The organism is Brenneria goodwinii (assembly GCF_002291445.1).
Classification (GTDB): Bacteria; Pseudomonadota; Gammaproteobacteria; order Enterobacterales; family Enterobacteriaceae; genus Brenneria; species Brenneria goodwinii.
On record NZ_CP014137.1, the window covers coordinates 1,803,662 to 1,821,924 of the forward strand.

Sequence of the window (18,263 nt, forward strand, 5' to 3'; positions counted from 1 at the left end):
GTCATGCAGGAAACCATTCTGAATAAAATAGTGCGTGATAAAGCCGTATGGGTTGAGGCGCGCCAGAAAAAGCAACCGCTGTCGACGTTCCAGCACGAGGTGGTTCCCAGTCAGCGGGATTTTTACCAGGCTCTGCGCCAGAACAAACCGGCGTTTATTCTGGAATGCAAGAAGGCTTCGCCCTCAAAGGGATTGATCCGTGATGATTTCGATCCGGTAAAGATCGCACAGATTTATAAAGACTACGCCTCCGCGATTTCGGTGCTGACCGATGAAAAATATTTTCAGGGCGATTTCGCTTTTCTGCCGCAAGTCAGCGCCGCGGTTCACCAGCCGGTGCTGTGTAAAGACTTTATTATTTCGGAGTATCAGATCTACCTGGCTCGTTATTATCAGGCCGACGCCATTCTGCTGATGTTGTCCGTTCTCGACGACCAGCAGTATCGCCAGTTGTCCGATCTGGCCCATAGTCTGAAGCTGGGCGTGTTGACCGAAGCCAGCAACGAAGATGAACTGCATCGGGCGATTAAACTTGAAGCCCGCGTGGTGGGAATTAATAACCGCGACCTGCGCGATCTGTCTATCGATCTTAACCGTACCCGCCAGCTTGCTCCACAACTGCCGGCGGGAATTACGGTTATCAGCGAATCGGGCATCAATCGCCATGCGCAAATTCGTGAACTGAGCCAGTTCGCCAACGGCTTTTTGATCGGTAGTTCGCTGATGTCCGAACCCGACCTGACGCTGGCCGTGCGCCGCGTGATCCTCGGCGAGAATAAAGTCTGCGGCCTTACGCGTCCGGAAGACGCACAGGCCGCCTATCAGGCCGGCGCCGTTTACGGCGGTTTGATTTTTGTTGCATCCTCCCCCCGGCATGTCTCGGAGGAACAGGCTCAGCGCCTTATCCACAGCGCTCCGCTGCGTTATGTCGGCGTATTCCGCGACGCGCCGGTTGAGCGGATTGTCGGCCTCGCCAACGCATTGCAGCTGGCAGCGGTACAGTTGCATGGCAACGAAGACCAGCACGCCATTTCGCTGCTGCGCGAACAGCTGCCCGCCGCCTGCCAAATCTGGAAGGCGCAGAGCATATCCGGCGCATGTCCGGAAAGAAACTTGCAGCATGTCGATCGTTATGTGCTGGATAACGCGCAAGGCGGCAGCGGTCAAACGTTTGACTGGTCGGTGCTTAAGGGCCAGAACCTGGACAACGTGCTGCTGGCCGGCGGACTCAACGCCGATAACTGCGCCCAGGCGGCTCAATTGGGGTGCGCCGGGCTGGACTTCAATTCCGGGGTGGAAAGTCAGCCTGGGAAAAAAGATGCGAATAAAATCGCTGCGGTTTTTCACACGCTACGGACGAAATGATCCGCTTCGACATGGCGGCACGGCTCAACATCTATACCCTATCGTTCAGACGGTCTACGCGCACGTAACGTGAAAGATGATGGGGATATTGCATAAAAAGACAGGAATATTATGACATTACTCAATCCATACTTTGGTGAATTCGGCGGACAGTATGTGCCGCAGATCCTCATCCCTGCCCTTCGCCAGTTGGAGGAAGCCTTTGTAAGCGCCCAGCAGGATCCCGAGTTCCAGGCGGAATTCATCAATTTACTGAAGAACTATGCCGGGCGCCCAACCGCGCTGACATTATGTAAGAACCTGACCGCAGGCACCCGCACCAAGCTGTACCTGAAGCGTGAAGACTTGCTGCACGGTGGCGCGCACAAAACCAACCAGGTGCTGGGACAGGCGCTGCTCGCCAAGCGGATGGGGAAAACGGAAATCATCGCCGAAACCGGCGCCGGGCAACACGGCGTCGCGACGGCGCTGGCGTGCGCCCTGCTGGGGCTGAAATGCCGCGTCTACATGGGAGCCAAGGACGCCGAGCGCCAATCCCCCAACGTATTCCGTATGCGCTTGATGGGCGCCGAGGTTATACCGGTTCATACCGGCTCCTCCACGCTGAAAGACGCCTGTAATGAAGCGCTGCGCGACTGGTCCGGCAGCTATGAGAAGGCGCATTACCTGTTGGGTACGGCGGCGGGTCCGCATCCGTTCCCCACTATCGTGCGTGAGTTTCAGCGCATGATCGGTGAAGAGATAAAAGCGCAGATGCTGGAAAGAGAAGGCCGCTTACCGGATGTGCTGCTGGCCTGCGTGGGCGGCGGCTCCAACTCCATCGGTATGTTCGCCGACTTTATTGATGACGCCGGCGTTCGCCTGATTGGCGTGGAACCGGCAGGGTTAGGCATTGAAACCGGACAACACGGCGCGCCGCTCAAGCATGGCCGGGTGGGGATCTACTTCGGCATGAAGTCCCCGATGATGCAAACCAGCGAAGGGCAAATCGAAGAGTCCTATTCCATCTCCGCCGGTCTGGATTTCCCCTCCGTCGGTCCCCAGCATGCGTATCTGAATAGCATCGGCCGCGCCGACTATGTCTCGATCACCGATGATGAAGCGCTGGAAGCCTTTAAAGAACTCTCCCGTCATGAAGGTATTATCCCCGCGCTGGAATCGTCCCACGCTCTGGCCTATGCGCTGAAAATGATTAAGCAAGAGCCGGAGAAAGAGCAAATTCTGGTGGTTAACCTGTCAGGCCGCGGCGATAAAGACATATTTACCGTGCACGATATTTTAAAAAATCGGGGAGAAATTTAATGGAGCGCTATCAACACCTGTTTAAACGTCTTAGCGACAAGAAAGAAGGCGCGTTTGTCCCCTTTGTGACGCTGGGCGATCCTTCACCGGAACAGTCGCTGAAAATTATTGATACTCTCGTTGCCGCGGGAGCTGACGCTCTGGAGCTGGGCATCCCCTTTTCAGATCCGCTGGCAGATGGGCCAACCATCCAGGCCGCCACATTGCGCGCGTTTTCCTCCGGCGTCACGGTCAGTCAGTGCTTTGAAATGCTTGCCGCCATCCGTCAGAAATATCCGGAGATCCCCATCGGTTTACTGATGTATGCCAACCTGGTTTTCAGCAACGGTATTGATGAGTTTTATCAGCGCTGTGAACAAGTCGGCGTCGACTCCGTGCTGATTGCCGATGTTCCGGTTGAAGAGTCCGCCCCTTTCCGGGCCGCGGCGCAGCGCCACGGTATCGCGCCGATCTTTATCTGTCCGCCCAACGCCGATGACGACCTGCTGCGTGAAATTGCGTCCTATGGCCGCGGTTATACCTATTTACTGTCGCGCGCGGGCGTAACCGGTGCGGAAAATCGCGCTCACTTGCCGCTTAATCACCTGGTCGCCAAATTGAAGGAGTACCATGCGGCCCCGCCAATTCAGGGATTCGGTATTTCAGAACCTTCACAGGTTCAGGAATCATTGACCGCAGGGGCGGCAGGCGCCATCTCCGGTTCGGCGATCGTGCGGATTATTGAAAAAAATCAACACGACACCGCAGAGATGCTGTCGCAGTTGCATACCTTTGTCAGCAACATGAAAGCGGCAACGCGTTCATAGCGGTTGGCCGCGCAAGAGACGAAAAACGGCGGATGAAAATCCGCCGCTTGAGGTTACCGACAACCCCTCTCCGTTTTCGTCGCTAAAAACGATAACCGACTCCAAACATAAATACCCACGGATCCAGACGGGTACTAATCGTTTGCTGCTGGCCTCCGGCGTTAAATTTCACATCGGTATCAATGTCCATCCACCACAGGGAAGCGTTAATCAGCCAGTTTTGATCCAGATTGTAATCCAGACCGGCCTGCGCGGCCACGCCCCAGGAGTTCTTCAGGCTCAAGTCGCTTAAGCCATTGCTCTTCCCCCGGTCATTGAATTTTTCATCAAAGAACATGGTGTAATTTACGCCCACGCCAAGGTAAGGACGGAGTTTATCGGCGCTATCACCAAAGTAATACTGCGCCATCAGTGACGGCGGCAAATGACTCACTTCGGCGATCGTCCCAACCCCGTTCAATCCTACCTTATGCGTAAACGGCGTCGCGGCCAATAATTCCACGCCGATGTTATCCGTCACCAGGTAACTGAACGTCAAACCCAGTTGGGTATTGTTATCAACCTTAAACGATCCCAGATTCAAGACATTGTCGGAACCTTCCACCGGACGAACGGTAGCGGTTCCACCACGGACAATGACATCACCGGCCTGATGAGCCTGCGCAAAGGCTGGCAACAGCGCTGTCGCCAGTAGCAAGAAAGACGCTTTTTTCATTATCCACTCCATTTATGTGGTTTAAATTTCGAGCAAAATATACCTTTAAGCAGTCATTCTTGTTTTAAGCCAGATCACATCTTTTAAATGCTTTTTGTAAAAAACAAATTCCATCAAATTAGTGTAAATAATTAAAAATCAAGAAATTGATCTAAATCAAAAATAACAAAATACACATAACGTGCGTTCCTAAAAAAATACGCTGCCAACGCGGTTATTTCGGCGGTAAATTCTCATCATTCTTTCTGTACCCAACAGATTTCATGGTGACGCCGATACGGCTGCGACTTGAAAATCGGAGGGTGTGATGCAATGCCGGTGGAGGACGGTAGAAAATCAAATGAGTGATAACGCCTGTATGCACTGCGGCGCCTGTTGCGCTTATTTCAGGGTATCCTTTTACTGGGCTGAAGCCGATGATGGCGGCGGCAGCGTGCCGACTTTACTTACCGAACCGCTTACGCCGTTTTTACGCTGCATGCAGGGAACAAACAGCAAAACCCCCAGATGCCGCGCATTAGAAGGGAAGATCGGCGAAAATGTCCGTTGTTCCATTTATGCCAATCGCCCCTCACCCTGCCGTGAATTTATGCAGTCAGGAGAAAATGGTCAGATAAATGAGGCCTGTGACCGTGCCCGAGCCCGCTATGGACTTCCCCCGCTAACCACCGTGATCGACACTCCGCCCGCAGAATCATGAGAAATCCGCGCCTTGCGATACGGACGGGGGTGCCACTGCCCAGGGTAACAGGTTACAATTAAAGGCTAATATCATTAGCCCATCTTTTCTCAAGGAGTTTGCATGCCTATCACGGCTAACGCTTTGTACCGTGACACAATGAATTTTACGCGTAACCAGTTCATCAGTATTTTAATGATGGCGCTGTTAACCGCGTTCATTACTGTCATTCTGAATCATGCCTTCGCCCCCGGAAATGAAGAGTTGCAGGCGCTGAATGACGTGGGTAGCGATGTGTCCTCCTCCGTCGAGTTGGGCATGATGGACATGATCCAGCAGATGACGCCGGAGCAGCAGGTGCTGCTGTTGAAAATGTCTGCGGCGGGAACATTCGCCGCCTTGATTGGTAATGCGCTGCTCACTGGCGGCATTCTTATGCTGATTCAGATGGTATCCGCCGGAAGCCGTACCAGCGCTCTGCGGGCTATCGGCGCCTCCGCGCCGGTGTTGCCGCGTCTTTTCATACTGATCCTGTTCTGCACCCTACTCATTCAATTCGGCATGCTGTTTTTGGTCGTGCCGGGCGTGCTGCTGGCTATCGCATTAAGCCTGTCGCCCATCATTGTCGTCGTCGAAAAACGCGGCGTGTTCAGCGCGATTAAGGCGAGCGCCAGACTGGCTTATGCCAATATGCGCGTAACGGCGCCGGCTGTGATCCTTTGGATATTGACCAAAATCGCCATCCTGCTGCTGGTGACGAAAATCCCGATGTTTTCGCCTACCGTGCTTGCGGTGCTGTTAAATGGCCTGAGCAACTTGATATCCGCCATCCTGCTGATCTATCTGTTCCGCCTTTATATGTTGCTTCGCGCCTGACTCAGCAAGGAGCGCTACCGGTTGACGTCATGGCGCTCCTTTTCCCCAGGATGCCGCAGGCATAGCCAATCGTAATTTTCTGCAAATTATTGCGATATCAAGAGAACAGTGCACCACAATGAAGGATAATGCGGTCAGTTATCAGATGACCCGTTTGCGGTTATCACCAACAAATTATTGAGTGACGGATTGACACAATGAAGCAACTTATTGATTTTCTACCACTTGTCGTGTTTTTTGTGTTTTACAAATTATATGACATTTATATCGCATCGGGCGCGTTGATTGCCGCGACCGCGCTGGCGCTGGTCGTTACCTGGGTTCTTTACCGCAAAATAGAGAAAATGATGCTGGTAACTTTTGTCATGGTGGCGATTTTCGGCAGCCTGACGCTGGTATTTCACAACGATGAGTTTATCAAATGGAAAGTGACCATCATTTATACCCTGTTTGCCGTGGCCTTACTGTACAGTCAGTTCGTGATGAAAAAAACGCTGATCCAACGCATGTTGGGTAAGGAACTCAGCCTGCCGCAGGCGGTATGGGGAAAACTTAACTTCTCCTGGGCCATGTTCTTTCTGGTATGTGGATTGTTAAACATTTATATTGCTTTCTGGATGCCGCAAAGCGTGTGGGTTAATTTCAAGGTCTTTGGTTTAACTGGATTTACCCTGCTGTTTACGCTTATCTGCGGCGTCTATATTTATCGGCATTTACCCAGCGATCGGGAAAAGTCAGAAGAAAATGGCAGCGAGCACTGATAATGCCTGCTTGATAAAAACAGTATGACTTTATAAGTCAGCCTAATTTGATTGATACCACAATGAGCAAACAAGACGTTTCACCTCACGGCGACCTGGTACTTCGTACTCTGGCAATGCCTGCGGATACCAATGCGAATGGGGATATTTTTGGCGGCTGGATTATGTCGCAGATGGACATAGGCGGCGCTATTTTAGCAAAAGAAATTGCGGAAGGCCGCGTCGTCACCGTCCGGGTCGACGGGATGTCGTTTCTGAAACCGGTGGCCGTCGGCGACGTAGTGTGCTGCTACGCTCGTTGCGTAAGCACCGGTCGCAGTTCTATCAATGTGAATGTCGAGGTCTGGATAAAAAAAGTGTCGTCAGAGCCAATCGGTCAGCGTTATCGTGCCACGGAAGCGCTATTCACCTATGTTGCGGTGGACAGTTACGGCCGCTCCCGCGAACTGCCACCGGGGAAATGTCACTTTACCCCCGAAGAAGAAGCCTGAGTACATCTCATATCATCTATTTATCATTCCCGCGCCCCGGCGGGAAATTAGCGCGCGTTGCAAATTGTCTGAAGCACCGCTATTGCGGCGCTCTTATCGATAAGTTCCGGCGCGCTTACTCCATGCTCGTGCCGCCATTAATTCTGAAGACGAACGTCACTTCCAGATTCTTGCCAGGCTTATTGGCTTCATAACGCCACTTGCGCATAGCCTGCCTGATATCACGTTCAAACATGTTGCGCGGCTGTGCTGAAATCACCCGAACGTTATCCACCCGGCCAGAACCATCAATATCAAATTGAATTTTCACCCGGCCTTCAACCCGTAGCGAAAACGCCCGCGCCGGATACTGCGGCTCAACGCGGCTAAGCGGCCGTGGCCCCGTCGACTGGGTGCTTGATGCGGGAGCCGGAGCCTGCCTGACCGGCGCATTCGTCACGCTTTGCGACGGCGCTTCACTGGTAAACGGCGACGGCGGCCGCTTTTCGACGGCCCGCTCCCGTTTGACCGGCTTTGGCTGCTCGATCTTTTTCACCGGTTTTGGCTTTGGTTTCGGCTTAGGCTCTGGTTTTGGTTCAGGAAGCGGCACGGGAACAGGTTCTGGAATCGGTTCTGGCTCAGGGATCGGTTCCGGCTCGGGCTCAACGACAGGCTCCGGTTCGGGAATTGACTCCGGTTCAACAACCGGCTCCGGCTGCGTTACCGGCTCTGGTTCAGTCGGCGCCGATTCTGCCGCAGGCGCCGCTTCAAACAATGCGGGATTAACCATAACAACATTAATTGCCTTGGATTCTTCCGGCAGTTCAAAAGCCTTATTGAACGACGCATACAGCAAACCCGCGATTAAAGAACCGTGAATACCAACTGAAAGCAAAAATGGCCATGAATAGCGGCGGGTCAGGAAAAACGTTTTCTGCGGCATAGTATTTCTTTATCCTCTTATGCCGCCCAAGTTTAAATGCAAATAGCAATCATATTCAATAATAACCAGCCAAATTGTTAAAAAAAACCGCCTCATGGAGCTAATTTTCTGCTAAATCAACCTATTGCCCTCGTCGTATCATCAAGTATGATGGGTGACTTCGGTTTTGTTGTTCCCAACCCGCGAGGCTCATTATGTTATATGTTATTTATGCTGAAGATACCGCCGGTTCTCTGGAGAATCGGCTGGCGGCACGACCCGATCATCTTGCCCGCCTGAAGCAGTTACAGGATCAAGGCCGGCTCATTACCGCCGGTCCATTCCCCGCCGTTGACAGCGAAGATCCCGGCAAAGCCGGATTTACCGGTTCCATCATCATTGCCGAGTTTCCTTCCCTGCAAGACGCAAAAACCTGGGCGGATGCCGATCCTTACGTCGCCGCCAACGTTTATCAGCAGGTAACGATAAAACCCTTCAAAAAAGTGTTTTAACTTTATTCATTCATAACCCTGGGCCATGGCGACGATGGCCCATTGCCGATCGTTTAAGCAACCAGATATCGAGTGCGCCCGCGCCTCGATGCAAACCGGCTAACCGCATCACCGCCAGAGAAAAGCTGAAACATTCTAGTCATTTAATCCTGCTACGCTGGTTGCCATTTATCTGTAGGGAGCCAGACCACATGTCAATATCCGATACGTTACGATTCGCAATATCGAAAATATTTCGCCGTCGCCAACTGAGTATTCTTTTGGGTTTACTACTCGTCATCGGGCTATTTTCTTTATTGCAGCTGATTTCGGTCGGAATCATTTCCCAAACGATGACGCAGGTAAGACTGGACACTTCCGCGAACGAAAGACTGCGTCAACAGCAGGCGTTGATGGATAAAGCCAGAATGGAAGTCATGAATGCCAGCGATAAACTTAATCGGGCCGGGATTTATCTGCTGGTTGATAAAGAAACCGGTTCGGTCGGCAGTTGGCAAAGCCTGATGGATGAGGCCGAAGCGTCACTGAAACAGGCGCAAACCTATTATCAGTCGCTGGAGTCGCAGGATGCCTCGTTCACTGCCCCGGCCTTTGCTGAATTGAAAAAAAGCTATCAGCTGCTGTATGCGGGATTAGTCGAACTCGCTGAGGGTATAAAGGGAACGAATCAGATTGATATCTTTTTTGCTATTCCCATTCAGGCCTATCAAAACGATTTCACGCAAAAATATTCGCTCTACCTGCAAGATAACGATATTCAGCAGAAACAGCATGGTCAGCAATTTCTGACGTCGCTCGATCGCGCCCACACTATTTTTATTGTTGTGCTTGGCTTATTGCTGTTGGTATCGGTGCTGATTTGGATCGGCGTCAACAAAGTCATTATTCATCCGCTGAGACGTATCATTGACCATTTGCAGCTTATTGCGGCGGGCGATCTTTCACATGTTATCGACACGGAAAAACGGGCCACCCAGGAAATAGATCAATTAAATAACAGCGTCATTCAAATGCAACGCGGACTGGTTGCGCTGGTCAACCAGGTTCGTCAAAGCGTTGGCAACATGATTGTCCAGGTTGATAAGGTTGCCGAAGATAACCGGCTCTTATCGGAACAGGCGGGCAAACAGTCCCATGAGCTGAAAGCCACCACCGAGCATATTATTCAGCTCAGCCAGCATCTGGAACAGAACACACAGCATACTCAGCAGGCCGGCCTGCACGCCGAAGACACCAGCAATATCGCCACGCAGGGCGAAGTTATGATGAATGAAGTAAGAACGGCCATGTCGGATATCGCCAGTAGGACGCGGGAAATGACGGAAGCCATCGGCATGATTGAAAACGTGGCGTTTCAAACACACATTCTGTCCTTGAATGCGGCGATTGAGGCCGCTCACGCCGGGGAAATGGGTCGAGGATTTTCTGTCGTCGCGCGTGAAGTCGGGACGCTGGCCTCGCAAAGCAGTCATTCCGCGCAAAATATCAATTCATTAATCCGTGATTCCGACAATAGCGTTGAAACGGGTACGCAACTAGTTAAGAAACTGAATGATAGCCTGCAGGAAATTATTCAGGCGGCGAAAGGCACCAGCACATTTTTGAGTGAAATATCGGAGATATCAGACCAGCAAAATCAGAGTATCCATGAAGTCACCAGCCGTATCCGGACGTTGAATGATACCGTTCAGCAGAATGCGCATCAGGTTGCAACGACGGCGCTGACTTTTTCATCATTGCTGGAACAAACGGAACAGCTGAGCACTACCGTGTCGCTGTTTCAGCTTCCACCGGCCGAGGCAAATGAATCACCTGCCACTGCCGATAACACGCTGATACCGGCCTTGTCGTGAAAACCGCGCGGCTTGATGGTGGCATCATAAGGATCATTTAGCTGAAAAATTAGCGGTCATATCAATGATGACCGCTAATTTTTCCACACCGCTACCACTCGTAGGCTACCGCATATAACAGCGCGCGCCGTTGATGCTTTTGCTGCAAATAGCGGGCGTAGTGAATATGGCGGTAAGTGCGCGACTGCGCTTCCAACCAGCGGCTTCTGCGACGCCGAGCCTGGCGCAACATTCGCCAGCGGCTAACTTCATTCCGGCTGCGTTTCATGGCATAACTCTTATATCGAAAACTTGCAGCACGCATTATAGACCCTTCACTCCGCGATCCAAGTAATGTTTAAATTTCCTTCCTCTGCAGAAAATAACAATCAGGCTATTTTATTAAGACTAAAGACATTTCCCCTTTCATCAAAGTATGCGTACACTTTGTTAAAGATTTACAGAAGGGATACACGACGCCTTTATGACAACATTTTATACCGTAATGAGTTGGTTACTTGTTTTCAGTTATTGGTTACTGATTGCGGGTATCACGCTACGTATTCTGATGAAACGTCGAACTGTCCCTTCCGCAATGGCCTGGTTATTAGTTATCTATATTCTGCCTCTGGTCGGAATTGTCGCTTATCTCTCTTTCGGTGAATTACACCTTGGCAAACGCCGGGCGGAACGCGCCAGTAAAATGTGGCCGTCCACCGCAAAATGGCTGCGTGAATTAAAAGAGTACCGGCGTATTTTTGCCACAGAAAACAGCGAAGTCGCCAGCGCGCTATTTCAATTGTGCGAACGTCGACAGGGTGTGGGCGGCGTAAAAGGCAACCAGTTACAATTGTTGACGACCTTTGACGATACGATTAAATCACTGATTCGTGATATTGAACTCGCCCATAATAATATCGAGATGGTGTTTTATATCTGGCAATCCGGCGGGATTGTCGATCAGGTCACGTCGTCTCTGATTGCGGCGGCCCGCCGCGGCGTCCATTGCCGAATATTGCTCGACTCCGCCGGCAGCGTTAAGTTTTTCCGCAATACCTATCCGCAACTGATGCGCACCGCCGGGATCGAAGTGGTCGAAGCCCTGAAGGTGAATTTATTCCGGGCATTTCTGCGCCGTATGGATTTACGTCAGCATCGTAAAATTATTCTGATCGATAACCGTATTGCCTATACCGGCAGTATGAATATGGTTGATCCCCGCTTCTTTAAGCAGGATTCCGGCGTGGGTCAGTGGATCGATCTGATGGCCCGCATCGAAGGCCCGGTGGCGACAACGTTGGGGATTATCTATTGTTGCGACTGGGAAATGGAGACGGGTAAACGGCTGCTGCCGCCTCCGCCAGACGTTAACGTGATGCCGTTTGAACAGGAAACCGGCCACACCATTCAGGTTGTGGCGTCCGGCCCGGGCTATCCGGAGGAGATGATCCATCAAGCGCTGTTAACCTCGGTTTACTCCGCGCGTAAACAGTTGATCATGACCACGCCTTATTTCGTTCCCAGCGACGATCTGCTGCACGCCATCTGTACCGCCGCTCAGCGTGGCGTCGATGTCAGCCTTATTGTTCCCTATAAGAATGACTCCGTACTGGTTGGTTGGGCCAGCCGGTCATTTTTTGCCGAGCTGTTGGCGGCCGGCGTCAAAATCTACCAATTTAAGGGCGGGCTGCTGCATACTAAAAGCGTGCTGGTGGATGGGCAATTGAGCCTGATAGGTACGGTTAATCTTGATATCCGCAGTCTGTGGTTGAATTTTGAAATCACCGTGGTGATTGACGATGCCGGTTTCGGCACCGACCTTGCCTGCGTGCAGGAAGATTATATCGCCCGCTCAACGCTGTTAAACGCCACGCAGTGGCAAAACCGGCCTTATTGGCAGCGAATCGTAGAGCGGCTGTTTTACTTTTTCAGTCCCCTGCTATAAATACGGCTTTTCCCGTGTTCTAATAGGGCATCACGTATTAACAAGGCCTTTTGTATGGATTTAAATAACCGCCTGACCGAAGACGAAGCGTTGGAACAGGCTTACGATATCTTTCTGGAACTGGCTGCTGATAATCTTGATCCGGCAGATATCCTGTTGTTTAACTTGCAGTTCGAGGAGCGCGGCGGCGCAGAATTATTCGATCCTGCCGAAGATTGGTCTGAACATGTTGACTTCGACCTTAATCCTGATTTTTTTGCCGAAGTGGTGATTGGCCTGGCGGAGCAGGATGGCGGCGAAATCACCGATATTTTTGCCCGCGTGCTGATTTGCCGGGAAAAAGACCACAAACTTTGCCATATTCTGTGGAAAGAGTAAGCCGCGCCTAAGCAAACGCATCCTCCCCATTACGGCAAGCGCAGCAAGACGTCCCCGTTAAGGGACGTCTTGGTTTTTACCGTTATGACGATAACTCTTGCGGATCAACCTTCAGGCAAGACACCGCATGTGAAAAACTGCCTTCCATCACGGGTCTGGTTTTTACGCATTCAGGGCCGACGATCGGACACCGGGTACAAAATACGCATCCCGAAGGAGGATTAATCGGCGAAGGCAGATCCCCCTCCAATAGCTGAATCTGCTTGTTCCTCTCTTTATCAGGATCGGGAATAGGCACTGCCGACATCAACGCCCGCGTGTAAGGATGCTGAGGGTTGCGATAGACCTGATCGTAGGTTCCCAGCTCCACCGCATGCCCCAGGTACATCACCAGAACCCGATCGGAAATGTGCTTCACCACCGATAAATCATGGGCGATAAAAATCAGCGACAGCTGCATTTCACGCTGCAATTGCCGTAGCAGATTCACCACCTGGGCCTGGATGGAAACATCCAGCGCAGAAACGGGTTCGTCGCAGATAACCAGTTTCGGTTCCAGGATCAGCGCCCGGGCAATACCAATACGCTGGCATTGTCCGCCCGAAAACTCATGCGGATATCGGTTAATCAGATTGGGCAGCAAACCAACCTTCAGCATCATCGCTTTAACTTTATCCTTCACGTCTTGACGCGATAAATTGGGATAATAGGTTTTTAACGGTTCCGCGATGATTTCACCGATAGTCATTCGTGGATTAAGCGACGCCAGCGGATCCTGAAAAATCATCTGGATATCGCTGCGCGCCTTACGCCACGCGTCATCGCTCATGCCCAGTAAGTCACGCCCCAGCCAGGTAATATTGCCGCTGGTGGCTTTCACCAAACCGATAATGGCGCGGGCCAGCGTGGATTTGCCGCAGCCTGACTCGCCCACGACCCCCAGCGTTTCGCCTTCATATAAGCGCAGCGTAACGCCATCAACGGCTTTCAGCGTTTTCGGCGGTTGCCAGAACCATTGTTTGTCATCTCTTACATCGAAGTGAACCTTCAGATCGACCACTTCCAGCAAGGCTGTCTTTTCCGTCGCCATACTCATAACACCTCCTCGATCGTTCTAAAGCAGGCGCGCAGGCGACCGTGGCCAAAAGATGCCAAAGCGGGGGTTTCATGGCACACATCCATCGCATAAGGGCAGCGTGGCTGGAATGGGCACCCTTTCGGCAAACGCAGCAAATTAGGCGGATTACCCGGAATGGTCGCCAGCGTTTCATCCTCGGAGTCCAACCGCGGCACCGCATTGAGCAACCCGATAGAATAAGGATGGCTCGGATGATAAAACACATCGCGCGCCGAGCCGTACTCCATCGTCCGCCCGGCGTACATTACCAGCACCTTGTCGCAAATACCGGCCACAACGCCCAGGTCGTGGGTGATCATGATGATGGCGGTATTAAACTCACGTTTCAGCTCATTTAATAACGTCATGATCTGCGCCTGCACCGTCACATCAAGCGCGGTGGTTGGCTCATCGGCAATCAACAATTTAGGGCGGCACAACAACGCCATGGCAATCATCACGCGTTGGCGCATACCGCCGGAAAACTCATGAGGATACATTTTCATGCGTTTTCTCGCTTCCGGCATTTTTACAGCGTCAAGCATGCGGATCGACTCTTCAAAGGCCTCGCTTTTACTGAGCTGTTTATGCAGCATCAGCACTTCCATCAGCTGTTCGCCGACCCGCATATATGGATTGAGCGAGGTCATCGGATCCTGAAATATCATGGCGATCTCTTCCGCGCGCAGCTTATTTAACTGACGCTCGGGTAAATTGAGGATCTCCCGGCCATGAAATCGTGAAGAACCGCTGATGTAACCATTACTGGCTAACAGCCCCATCAACGCAAACGCCGTTTGCGATTTTCCTGAGCCGGATTCGCCGACAATCCCCAGCGTTTCTCCGGCATTCAGGGTAAAGTTGAGATCGTTGACTGCGGTTACGTCGCCATCTTCAGTGCGGAACGTTACCCGTAAATCCCGAACGCTTAGCAGCGGTTCATTTTCTCCAGTTGAATCAAGCCTATTCATGTTGCGATTCCTCAGCGATCTTTCGGGTCGAGGGCATCACGCAAGCCATCGCCGATAAAATTAAAACAAAACAGCGTCACGACCAGAAACGCCGCGGGATAAAACAACAGCCAGGAAGACACTTCCATTGAGTTCGCGCCGTCATTCAGCAAGGCGCCCCAACTGCTTAGTGGTTCCTGGGTGCCTAATCCCAGAAAGCTCAGGAACGATTCAAATAAAATCATACTCGGTACCAATAATGAGGCATACACCACAACCACCCCCAGGACATTCGGTACGATATGACGCAACACGATGCCACGGGTTGAAACACCGGAAACCAGCGCCGCCTCAATGAACTCCTTACGTTTCAGGCTTAGCGTCTGGCCGCGTACGATACGCGCCATATCTAGCCAGGACACCATGCCGATCGCGACAAAGATCAGCAGCATGTTCTGCCCGAAAAATGTCACCAGCAAAATGACGAAAAACATGAACGGGAAAGAGTTGAGGATTTCCAGCAGGCGCATCATCACGGAGTCAACTTTTCCGCCAAGGTAGCCTGACAGCGCGCCATACAGCGTGCCGACAATCACGGCGACCAGTGCGGCGGCAATCCCGACCATCAGCGAAATCCGCCCGCCGATAGCCACGCGCACCAGCAGGTCGCGGCCTGATGAATCCGTACCAAAATAGTGTCCGGACGTCATATCGGGCGCGGAAGACATCATGCCCCAATCCGTATCCGCATAATCGAAGGGAGACAGCCACGGCGCGACGATCACAAATAAGGTAATCAGGCCCAGAACAAACAGGCTGGCCAGCGCCGCGCGGTTATGGATAAAACGCCGACGGGCGTCTTGCCACAGGCTGCGGCCTTCAACTTCCATTTTTTCGTTGAAATTATCCAACGCTTCAGTATTTTTTCGATGCCAAAACATAACGCCCCCGGTTAGTAGCGAATTTTCGGATCGATAACGGCGTATAGCACGTCAATTATCGCATTGAAAAGTATGGTTAATCCGCCAACCAGGATGGTCAGGCTAAGCACTAACGAGTAGTCACGATTCAGCGCCCCATTAACAAAAAGCTGCCCAATACCGGGTAAGCCGAAAATGGTCTCAATAACCATTGAACCGGTAATAATGCCGACAAAAGCCGGCCCCATATAAGACAGCACCGGCAATAGAGCCGGCTTTAAGGCATGACGCAGAATAATGCGACGCAGCGGCAATCCTTTGGCGCGTGCGGTACGAATAAAGTTGGAATGCAGCACTTCAATCATCGATCCCCGGGTAATACGCGCAATGCTGGCGATATAAGAGAGAGACAGGGCCACCATCGGCAGAAGCATATATTTGGGCGCCCCGCCGTTCCAGCCGCCGCCCGGCAGCCAGCGCAACGTAATGGCGAATATCAATACCAATAGCGGCGCCACGACAAAGCTGGGAATCACCACCCCGGTCATCGCAAACCCCATCACCGTATAGTCCCATTTGGTGTTTTGATTCAGTGCGGCGATCATGCCGGCGCTCACGCCGAAAATCACGGCAAGCAGAAACGCCGCCGCCCCCAACTTGGCGGAAACCGGAAATGAAGAGGCGACCAAATCATTTACGGAATAGTCTTTGTATTTGAATGAAGGACCAAAATCGCCCTGAACCAGTTGCCACAAATAGTTGCCATATTGCGTCAACATCGGGTCGTTAAGATGGTATTTAGCTTCGATATTGGCCATGACTTCAGGCGGAAGATTGCGTTCTCCGGTGAAAGGGCTGCCTGGTGCAAGGCGCATCATGAAGAATGAAATAGTAATCAAAATAAACAGCGTCGGAATAGCTTCCAGACAGCGGCGAAATATGAATTTTAACATTGCCCGTACCTATAAAACCTGCAAATTAAGAGCGGGCGGCGCTATCCGCGCCACCCGCTCTATTATCAGTGTTTGATGATATAAAGATCTTTCACGTAGACATTATCCATTGGATCTTTACCCGTTAAACCACCGACGTAAGGCTTCACCAGCCGGGTGTTGGCATAGTAATAAATCGGAACGATAACCGCGTCTTTATCCAGTAACGCTTCGGCCTGTTGATAAACCGCCGCGCGTTCTTCTTCTGTATTGACCTGCAAAGATTTAGCAACCAGCGCGTCGAAATCGCTGCTCTTATAGTGGGAGGTGTTACTGCTACTGTCCGATAGCATGCTGTTGAAAAAGGTTGAAGGTTCATTGTAGTCGGCGCACCAGCCGGCTCGGGCGAGATCGAAAGAACCCTGATGACGGCTATCGAGGAAGGTTTTCCATTCCTGATTCTCCAGCTTCACATTAACGCCGATATTCTGTTTCCAGATTGACGCCGCCGCAATCGCCAGCTTTTTATGTAAATCGGAGGTGTTGTATAACAGACTGAAGGTCAGCGGCTTGTCCGCGCTATACCCCGCTTCCGCCAGCAGTTTTTTCGCTTCCGCATTGCGTTTTTCCTGCGACCAGCCAAACCATTCGGGCGTTTGCGCCTTAAACCCGTCAATATAAGGCGGCACAAAGCCATAAGCCGGAATATCCCCCTGATTTTTAACTTTATTGGTCAATATATCCTGACTTAGTCCCAGACGCAGCGCATCTCTCACCCGGACATCGGTAAACGGCGCTTTCTGATTATTAATTTCGTAATAGTAGGTGCACAAATAGGGGTTTACTTTTACTTCCTGCGGGATCTCTTTTTTTAACTTCTGAAACAGCTCTATTGGCAGTTGATTATAAGTCATATCAATTTCACCGCTGCGGTAGCGGTTAACATCGGTGACTTCGGATGAAATAGGTAAATAAGTGACCTGATTGATGACGGTTTTATCGTTATCCCAGTACTGCGGGTTGCGCTCCAGCACTCACAATCCAGTCTTTCAGCTTATAAGCGCCGTTGCCGACCCAATTCTGCGGCTGCGTCCATTTTTCTCCGAACTGCTCCACCGCTTTTTTATATACCGGCGACATGGCCGGATAGATAGGCAGCTTGTAGAAATAAGGCACGGCCTCAGAGAGAGTGACTTCCAGGGTATGGTCGTCAATCGCTTTCACCCCCAGGGTTTCCGGCGATTTTTTACCCGTGATAATGTCATCGATATTCAGTAAATGACCGTATTGCAGATAGCTGGCATAAGGAGAAGCGGTTTTCGGATCGGCCAGACGCTGCCAGCTATAGACAAAGTCCTGTGCGGTGACAGGGTCACCATTTGACCAACGGGCATTTTTCCGCAGATGGAAAGTCCACACTTTGAAATCTTTATTATCCCAGCTTTCGGCCACGCCGGGGGTAACCTGGCCGCTGGGATCGGAGATCACCAGCCCTTCATAGAGATCGTGCGCCACATTGCTTTCGGGTACGCCTTCGATTTTATGAGGATCCAATGAGGAAACTTCTGCGCCGTTATTGCGCACCAGTTCCTGCTTCGCCGCCAGTTCAACGCCTGCGGGCACAGTGGCGGCCCAGGTGGAAACGCCTGCCGTCATCCCCATAGCCGCAATAATGCCTGCGACCACCCTTTTTTTTGTTGTTGTAATGCCTGTCATTATTTTCTCCTGTGTTGTTTATCATGCCCATAGCAATAGGCGCATTCTGCTGACCAACAATATTG

At 51.6% G+C, this 18,263-nt stretch carries 18 protein-coding genes and 1 pseudogene; 11 read left to right on the top strand and 8 right to left on the bottom strand.

Translation table 11 applies throughout. From position 1 onward, the window contains the following. Nucleotides 1–3 precede the first annotated feature (3 nt). The 3 genes from trpCF (at nt 4) to trpA (ending at nt 3,473) form a co-directional block, all read left to right on the top strand. The gene (gene trpCF, locus ACN28R_RS08020; RefSeq protein ID WP_095834121.1) at nt 4–1,365 is read left to right on the top strand and encodes a bifunctional indole-3-glycerol-phosphate synthase TrpC/phosphoribosylanthranilate isomerase TrpF; all 1,362 of its coding nucleotides are present in this window, start codon (nt 4–6) and stop codon (nt 1,363–1,365) included. A gap of 111 nt (nt 1,366–1,476) precedes the next feature. Beyond that, nucleotides 1,477–2,667, top strand: a complete 1,191-nt coding sequence (gene trpB / locus ACN28R_RS08025; RefSeq protein WP_095834122.1) for a tryptophan synthase subunit beta — start codon at nt 1,477–1,479, stop codon at nt 2,665–2,667. Continuing rightward, nucleotides 2,667–3,473, top strand: coding sequence for a tryptophan synthase subunit alpha (trpA, locus tag ACN28R_RS08030; protein ID WP_095834123.1), 807 nt, complete (start codon nt 2,667–2,669; stop codon nt 3,471–3,473). The genes trpB and trpA overlap by 1 nt, the downstream gene beginning before the upstream one ends. Before the next feature lie 82 nt (nt 3,474–3,555). On the opposite strand, the gene ompW is transcribed toward trpA, so the two are convergent. Further along, the gene (gene ompW, locus ACN28R_RS08035) at nt 3,556–4,188 is read right to left on the bottom strand and encodes an outer membrane protein OmpW (protein WP_095834124.1); all 633 of its coding nucleotides are present in this window, start codon (nt 4,186–4,188) and stop codon (nt 3,556–3,558) included. A gap of 340 nt (nt 4,189–4,528) precedes the next feature. On the opposite strand from ompW, the gene ACN28R_RS08040 reads away from it, so the two are divergent. The 4 genes from ACN28R_RS08040 to yciA all read left to right on the top strand — a co-directional run bounded on the left by ACN28R_RS08040 (nt 4,529) and on the right by yciA (nt 6,995). After that, nucleotides 4,529–4,888 carry a YkgJ family cysteine cluster protein gene (locus ACN28R_RS08040; RefSeq protein ID WP_095834125.1) on the top strand — a complete coding sequence of 120 codons (360 nt, stop codon included), beginning with the start codon at nt 4,529–4,531 and terminating at the stop codon, nt 4,886–4,888. 102 nt (nt 4,889–4,990) lie between these two features. Then, nucleotides 4,991–5,743 (top strand): YciC family protein, encoded by a 753-nt coding sequence (locus ACN28R_RS08045; RefSeq protein ID WP_095834126.1) that lies wholly within the window; start codon nt 4,991–4,993, stop codon nt 5,741–5,743. 197 nt (nt 5,744–5,940) lie between these two features. Beyond that, on the top strand, nt 5,941–6,504 hold the full coding sequence (locus tag ACN28R_RS08050; RefSeq protein ID WP_095834127.1) for a septation protein A: 564 nt from the start codon (nt 5,941–5,943) through the stop codon (nt 6,502–6,504). 62 nt (nt 6,505–6,566) lie between these two features. Beyond that, on the top strand, nt 6,567–6,995 hold the full coding sequence (gene yciA / locus ACN28R_RS08055; protein WP_095834128.1) for an acyl-CoA thioester hydrolase YciA: 429 nt from the start codon (nt 6,567–6,569) through the stop codon (nt 6,993–6,995). 115 nt (nt 6,996–7,110) lie between these two features. On the opposite strand, the gene ACN28R_RS08060 is transcribed toward yciA, so the two are convergent. Further along, entirely contained in the window at nt 7,111–7,917 is an 807-nt protein-coding gene (locus ACN28R_RS08060; protein WP_048638940.1) for an energy transducer TonB, read from the bottom strand. Nucleotides 7,918–8,111: 194 nt separating this feature from the next. Between ACN28R_RS08060 and ACN28R_RS08065 the strand changes: the two genes are divergently transcribed. Continuing rightward, nucleotides 8,112–8,408: a YciI family protein gene (locus tag ACN28R_RS08065; RefSeq protein WP_048638941.1), complete on the top strand. Its 297-nt coding sequence runs from the start codon at nt 8,112–8,114 to the stop codon at nt 8,406–8,408. A 191-nt stretch (nt 8,409–8,599) separates the two neighbouring features. Beyond that, a complete protein-coding gene (locus ACN28R_RS08070; RefSeq protein WP_095834129.1) occupies nt 8,600–10,261 on the top strand; it encodes a methyl-accepting chemotaxis protein in 1,662 nt (553 codons plus the stop codon). Between the two features lie 91 nt (nt 10,262–10,352). On the opposite strand, the gene ACN28R_RS08075 is transcribed toward ACN28R_RS08070, so the two are convergent. Beyond that, a complete protein-coding gene (locus ACN28R_RS08075; RefSeq protein ID WP_095834130.1) occupies nt 10,353–10,529 on the bottom strand; it encodes a YciY family protein in 177 nt (58 codons plus the stop codon). Between the two features lie 195 nt (nt 10,530–10,724). Here ACN28R_RS08075 and cls point away from each other — a divergent pair, with 195 nt between their 5' ends. After that, nucleotides 10,725–12,185, top strand: coding sequence for a cardiolipin synthase (gene cls / locus ACN28R_RS08080; RefSeq protein WP_048638943.1), 1,461 nt, complete (start codon nt 10,725–10,727; stop codon nt 12,183–12,185). 54 nt (nt 12,186–12,239) lie between these two features. Further along, nucleotides 12,240–12,563 (top strand): HI1450 family dsDNA-mimic protein, encoded by a 324-nt coding sequence (locus ACN28R_RS08085; RefSeq protein WP_048638944.1) that lies wholly within the window; start codon nt 12,240–12,242, stop codon nt 12,561–12,563. An 82-nt stretch (nt 12,564–12,645) separates the two neighbouring features. Here ACN28R_RS08085 and oppF read toward each other — a convergent pair whose 3' ends face one another. The 5 genes and pseudogenes from oppF to oppA all read right to left on the bottom strand — a co-directional run bounded on the left by oppF (nt 12,646) and on the right by oppA (nt 18,198). Further along, entirely contained in the window at nt 12,646–13,659 is a 1,014-nt protein-coding gene (gene oppF, locus ACN28R_RS08090) for a murein tripeptide/oligopeptide ABC transporter ATP binding protein OppF (protein ID WP_048638945.1), read from the bottom strand. Continuing rightward, on the bottom strand, nt 13,656–14,651 hold the full coding sequence (gene oppD, locus ACN28R_RS08095) for an ABC transporter ATP-binding protein (protein ID WP_048638946.1): 996 nt from the start codon (nt 14,649–14,651) through the stop codon (nt 13,656–13,658). The genes oppF and oppD overlap by 4 nt, the downstream gene beginning before the upstream one ends. Before the next feature lie 11 nt (nt 14,652–14,662). Beyond that, on the bottom strand, nt 14,663–15,571 hold the full coding sequence (gene oppC / locus ACN28R_RS08100) for an oligopeptide ABC transporter permease OppC (RefSeq protein ID WP_095834131.1): 909 nt from the start codon (nt 15,569–15,571) through the stop codon (nt 14,663–14,665). Between the two features lie 11 nt (nt 15,572–15,582). Next, nucleotides 15,583–16,503, bottom strand: coding sequence for an oligopeptide ABC transporter permease OppB (oppB, locus tag ACN28R_RS08105; RefSeq protein ID WP_095834132.1), 921 nt, complete (start codon nt 16,501–16,503; stop codon nt 15,583–15,585). A 65-nt stretch (nt 16,504–16,568) separates the two neighbouring features. Next, nucleotides 16,569–18,198, bottom strand: a pseudogene (gene oppA, locus ACN28R_RS08110) (oligopeptide ABC transporter substrate-binding protein OppA). Nucleotides 18,199–18,263: the final 65 nt, after the last annotated feature.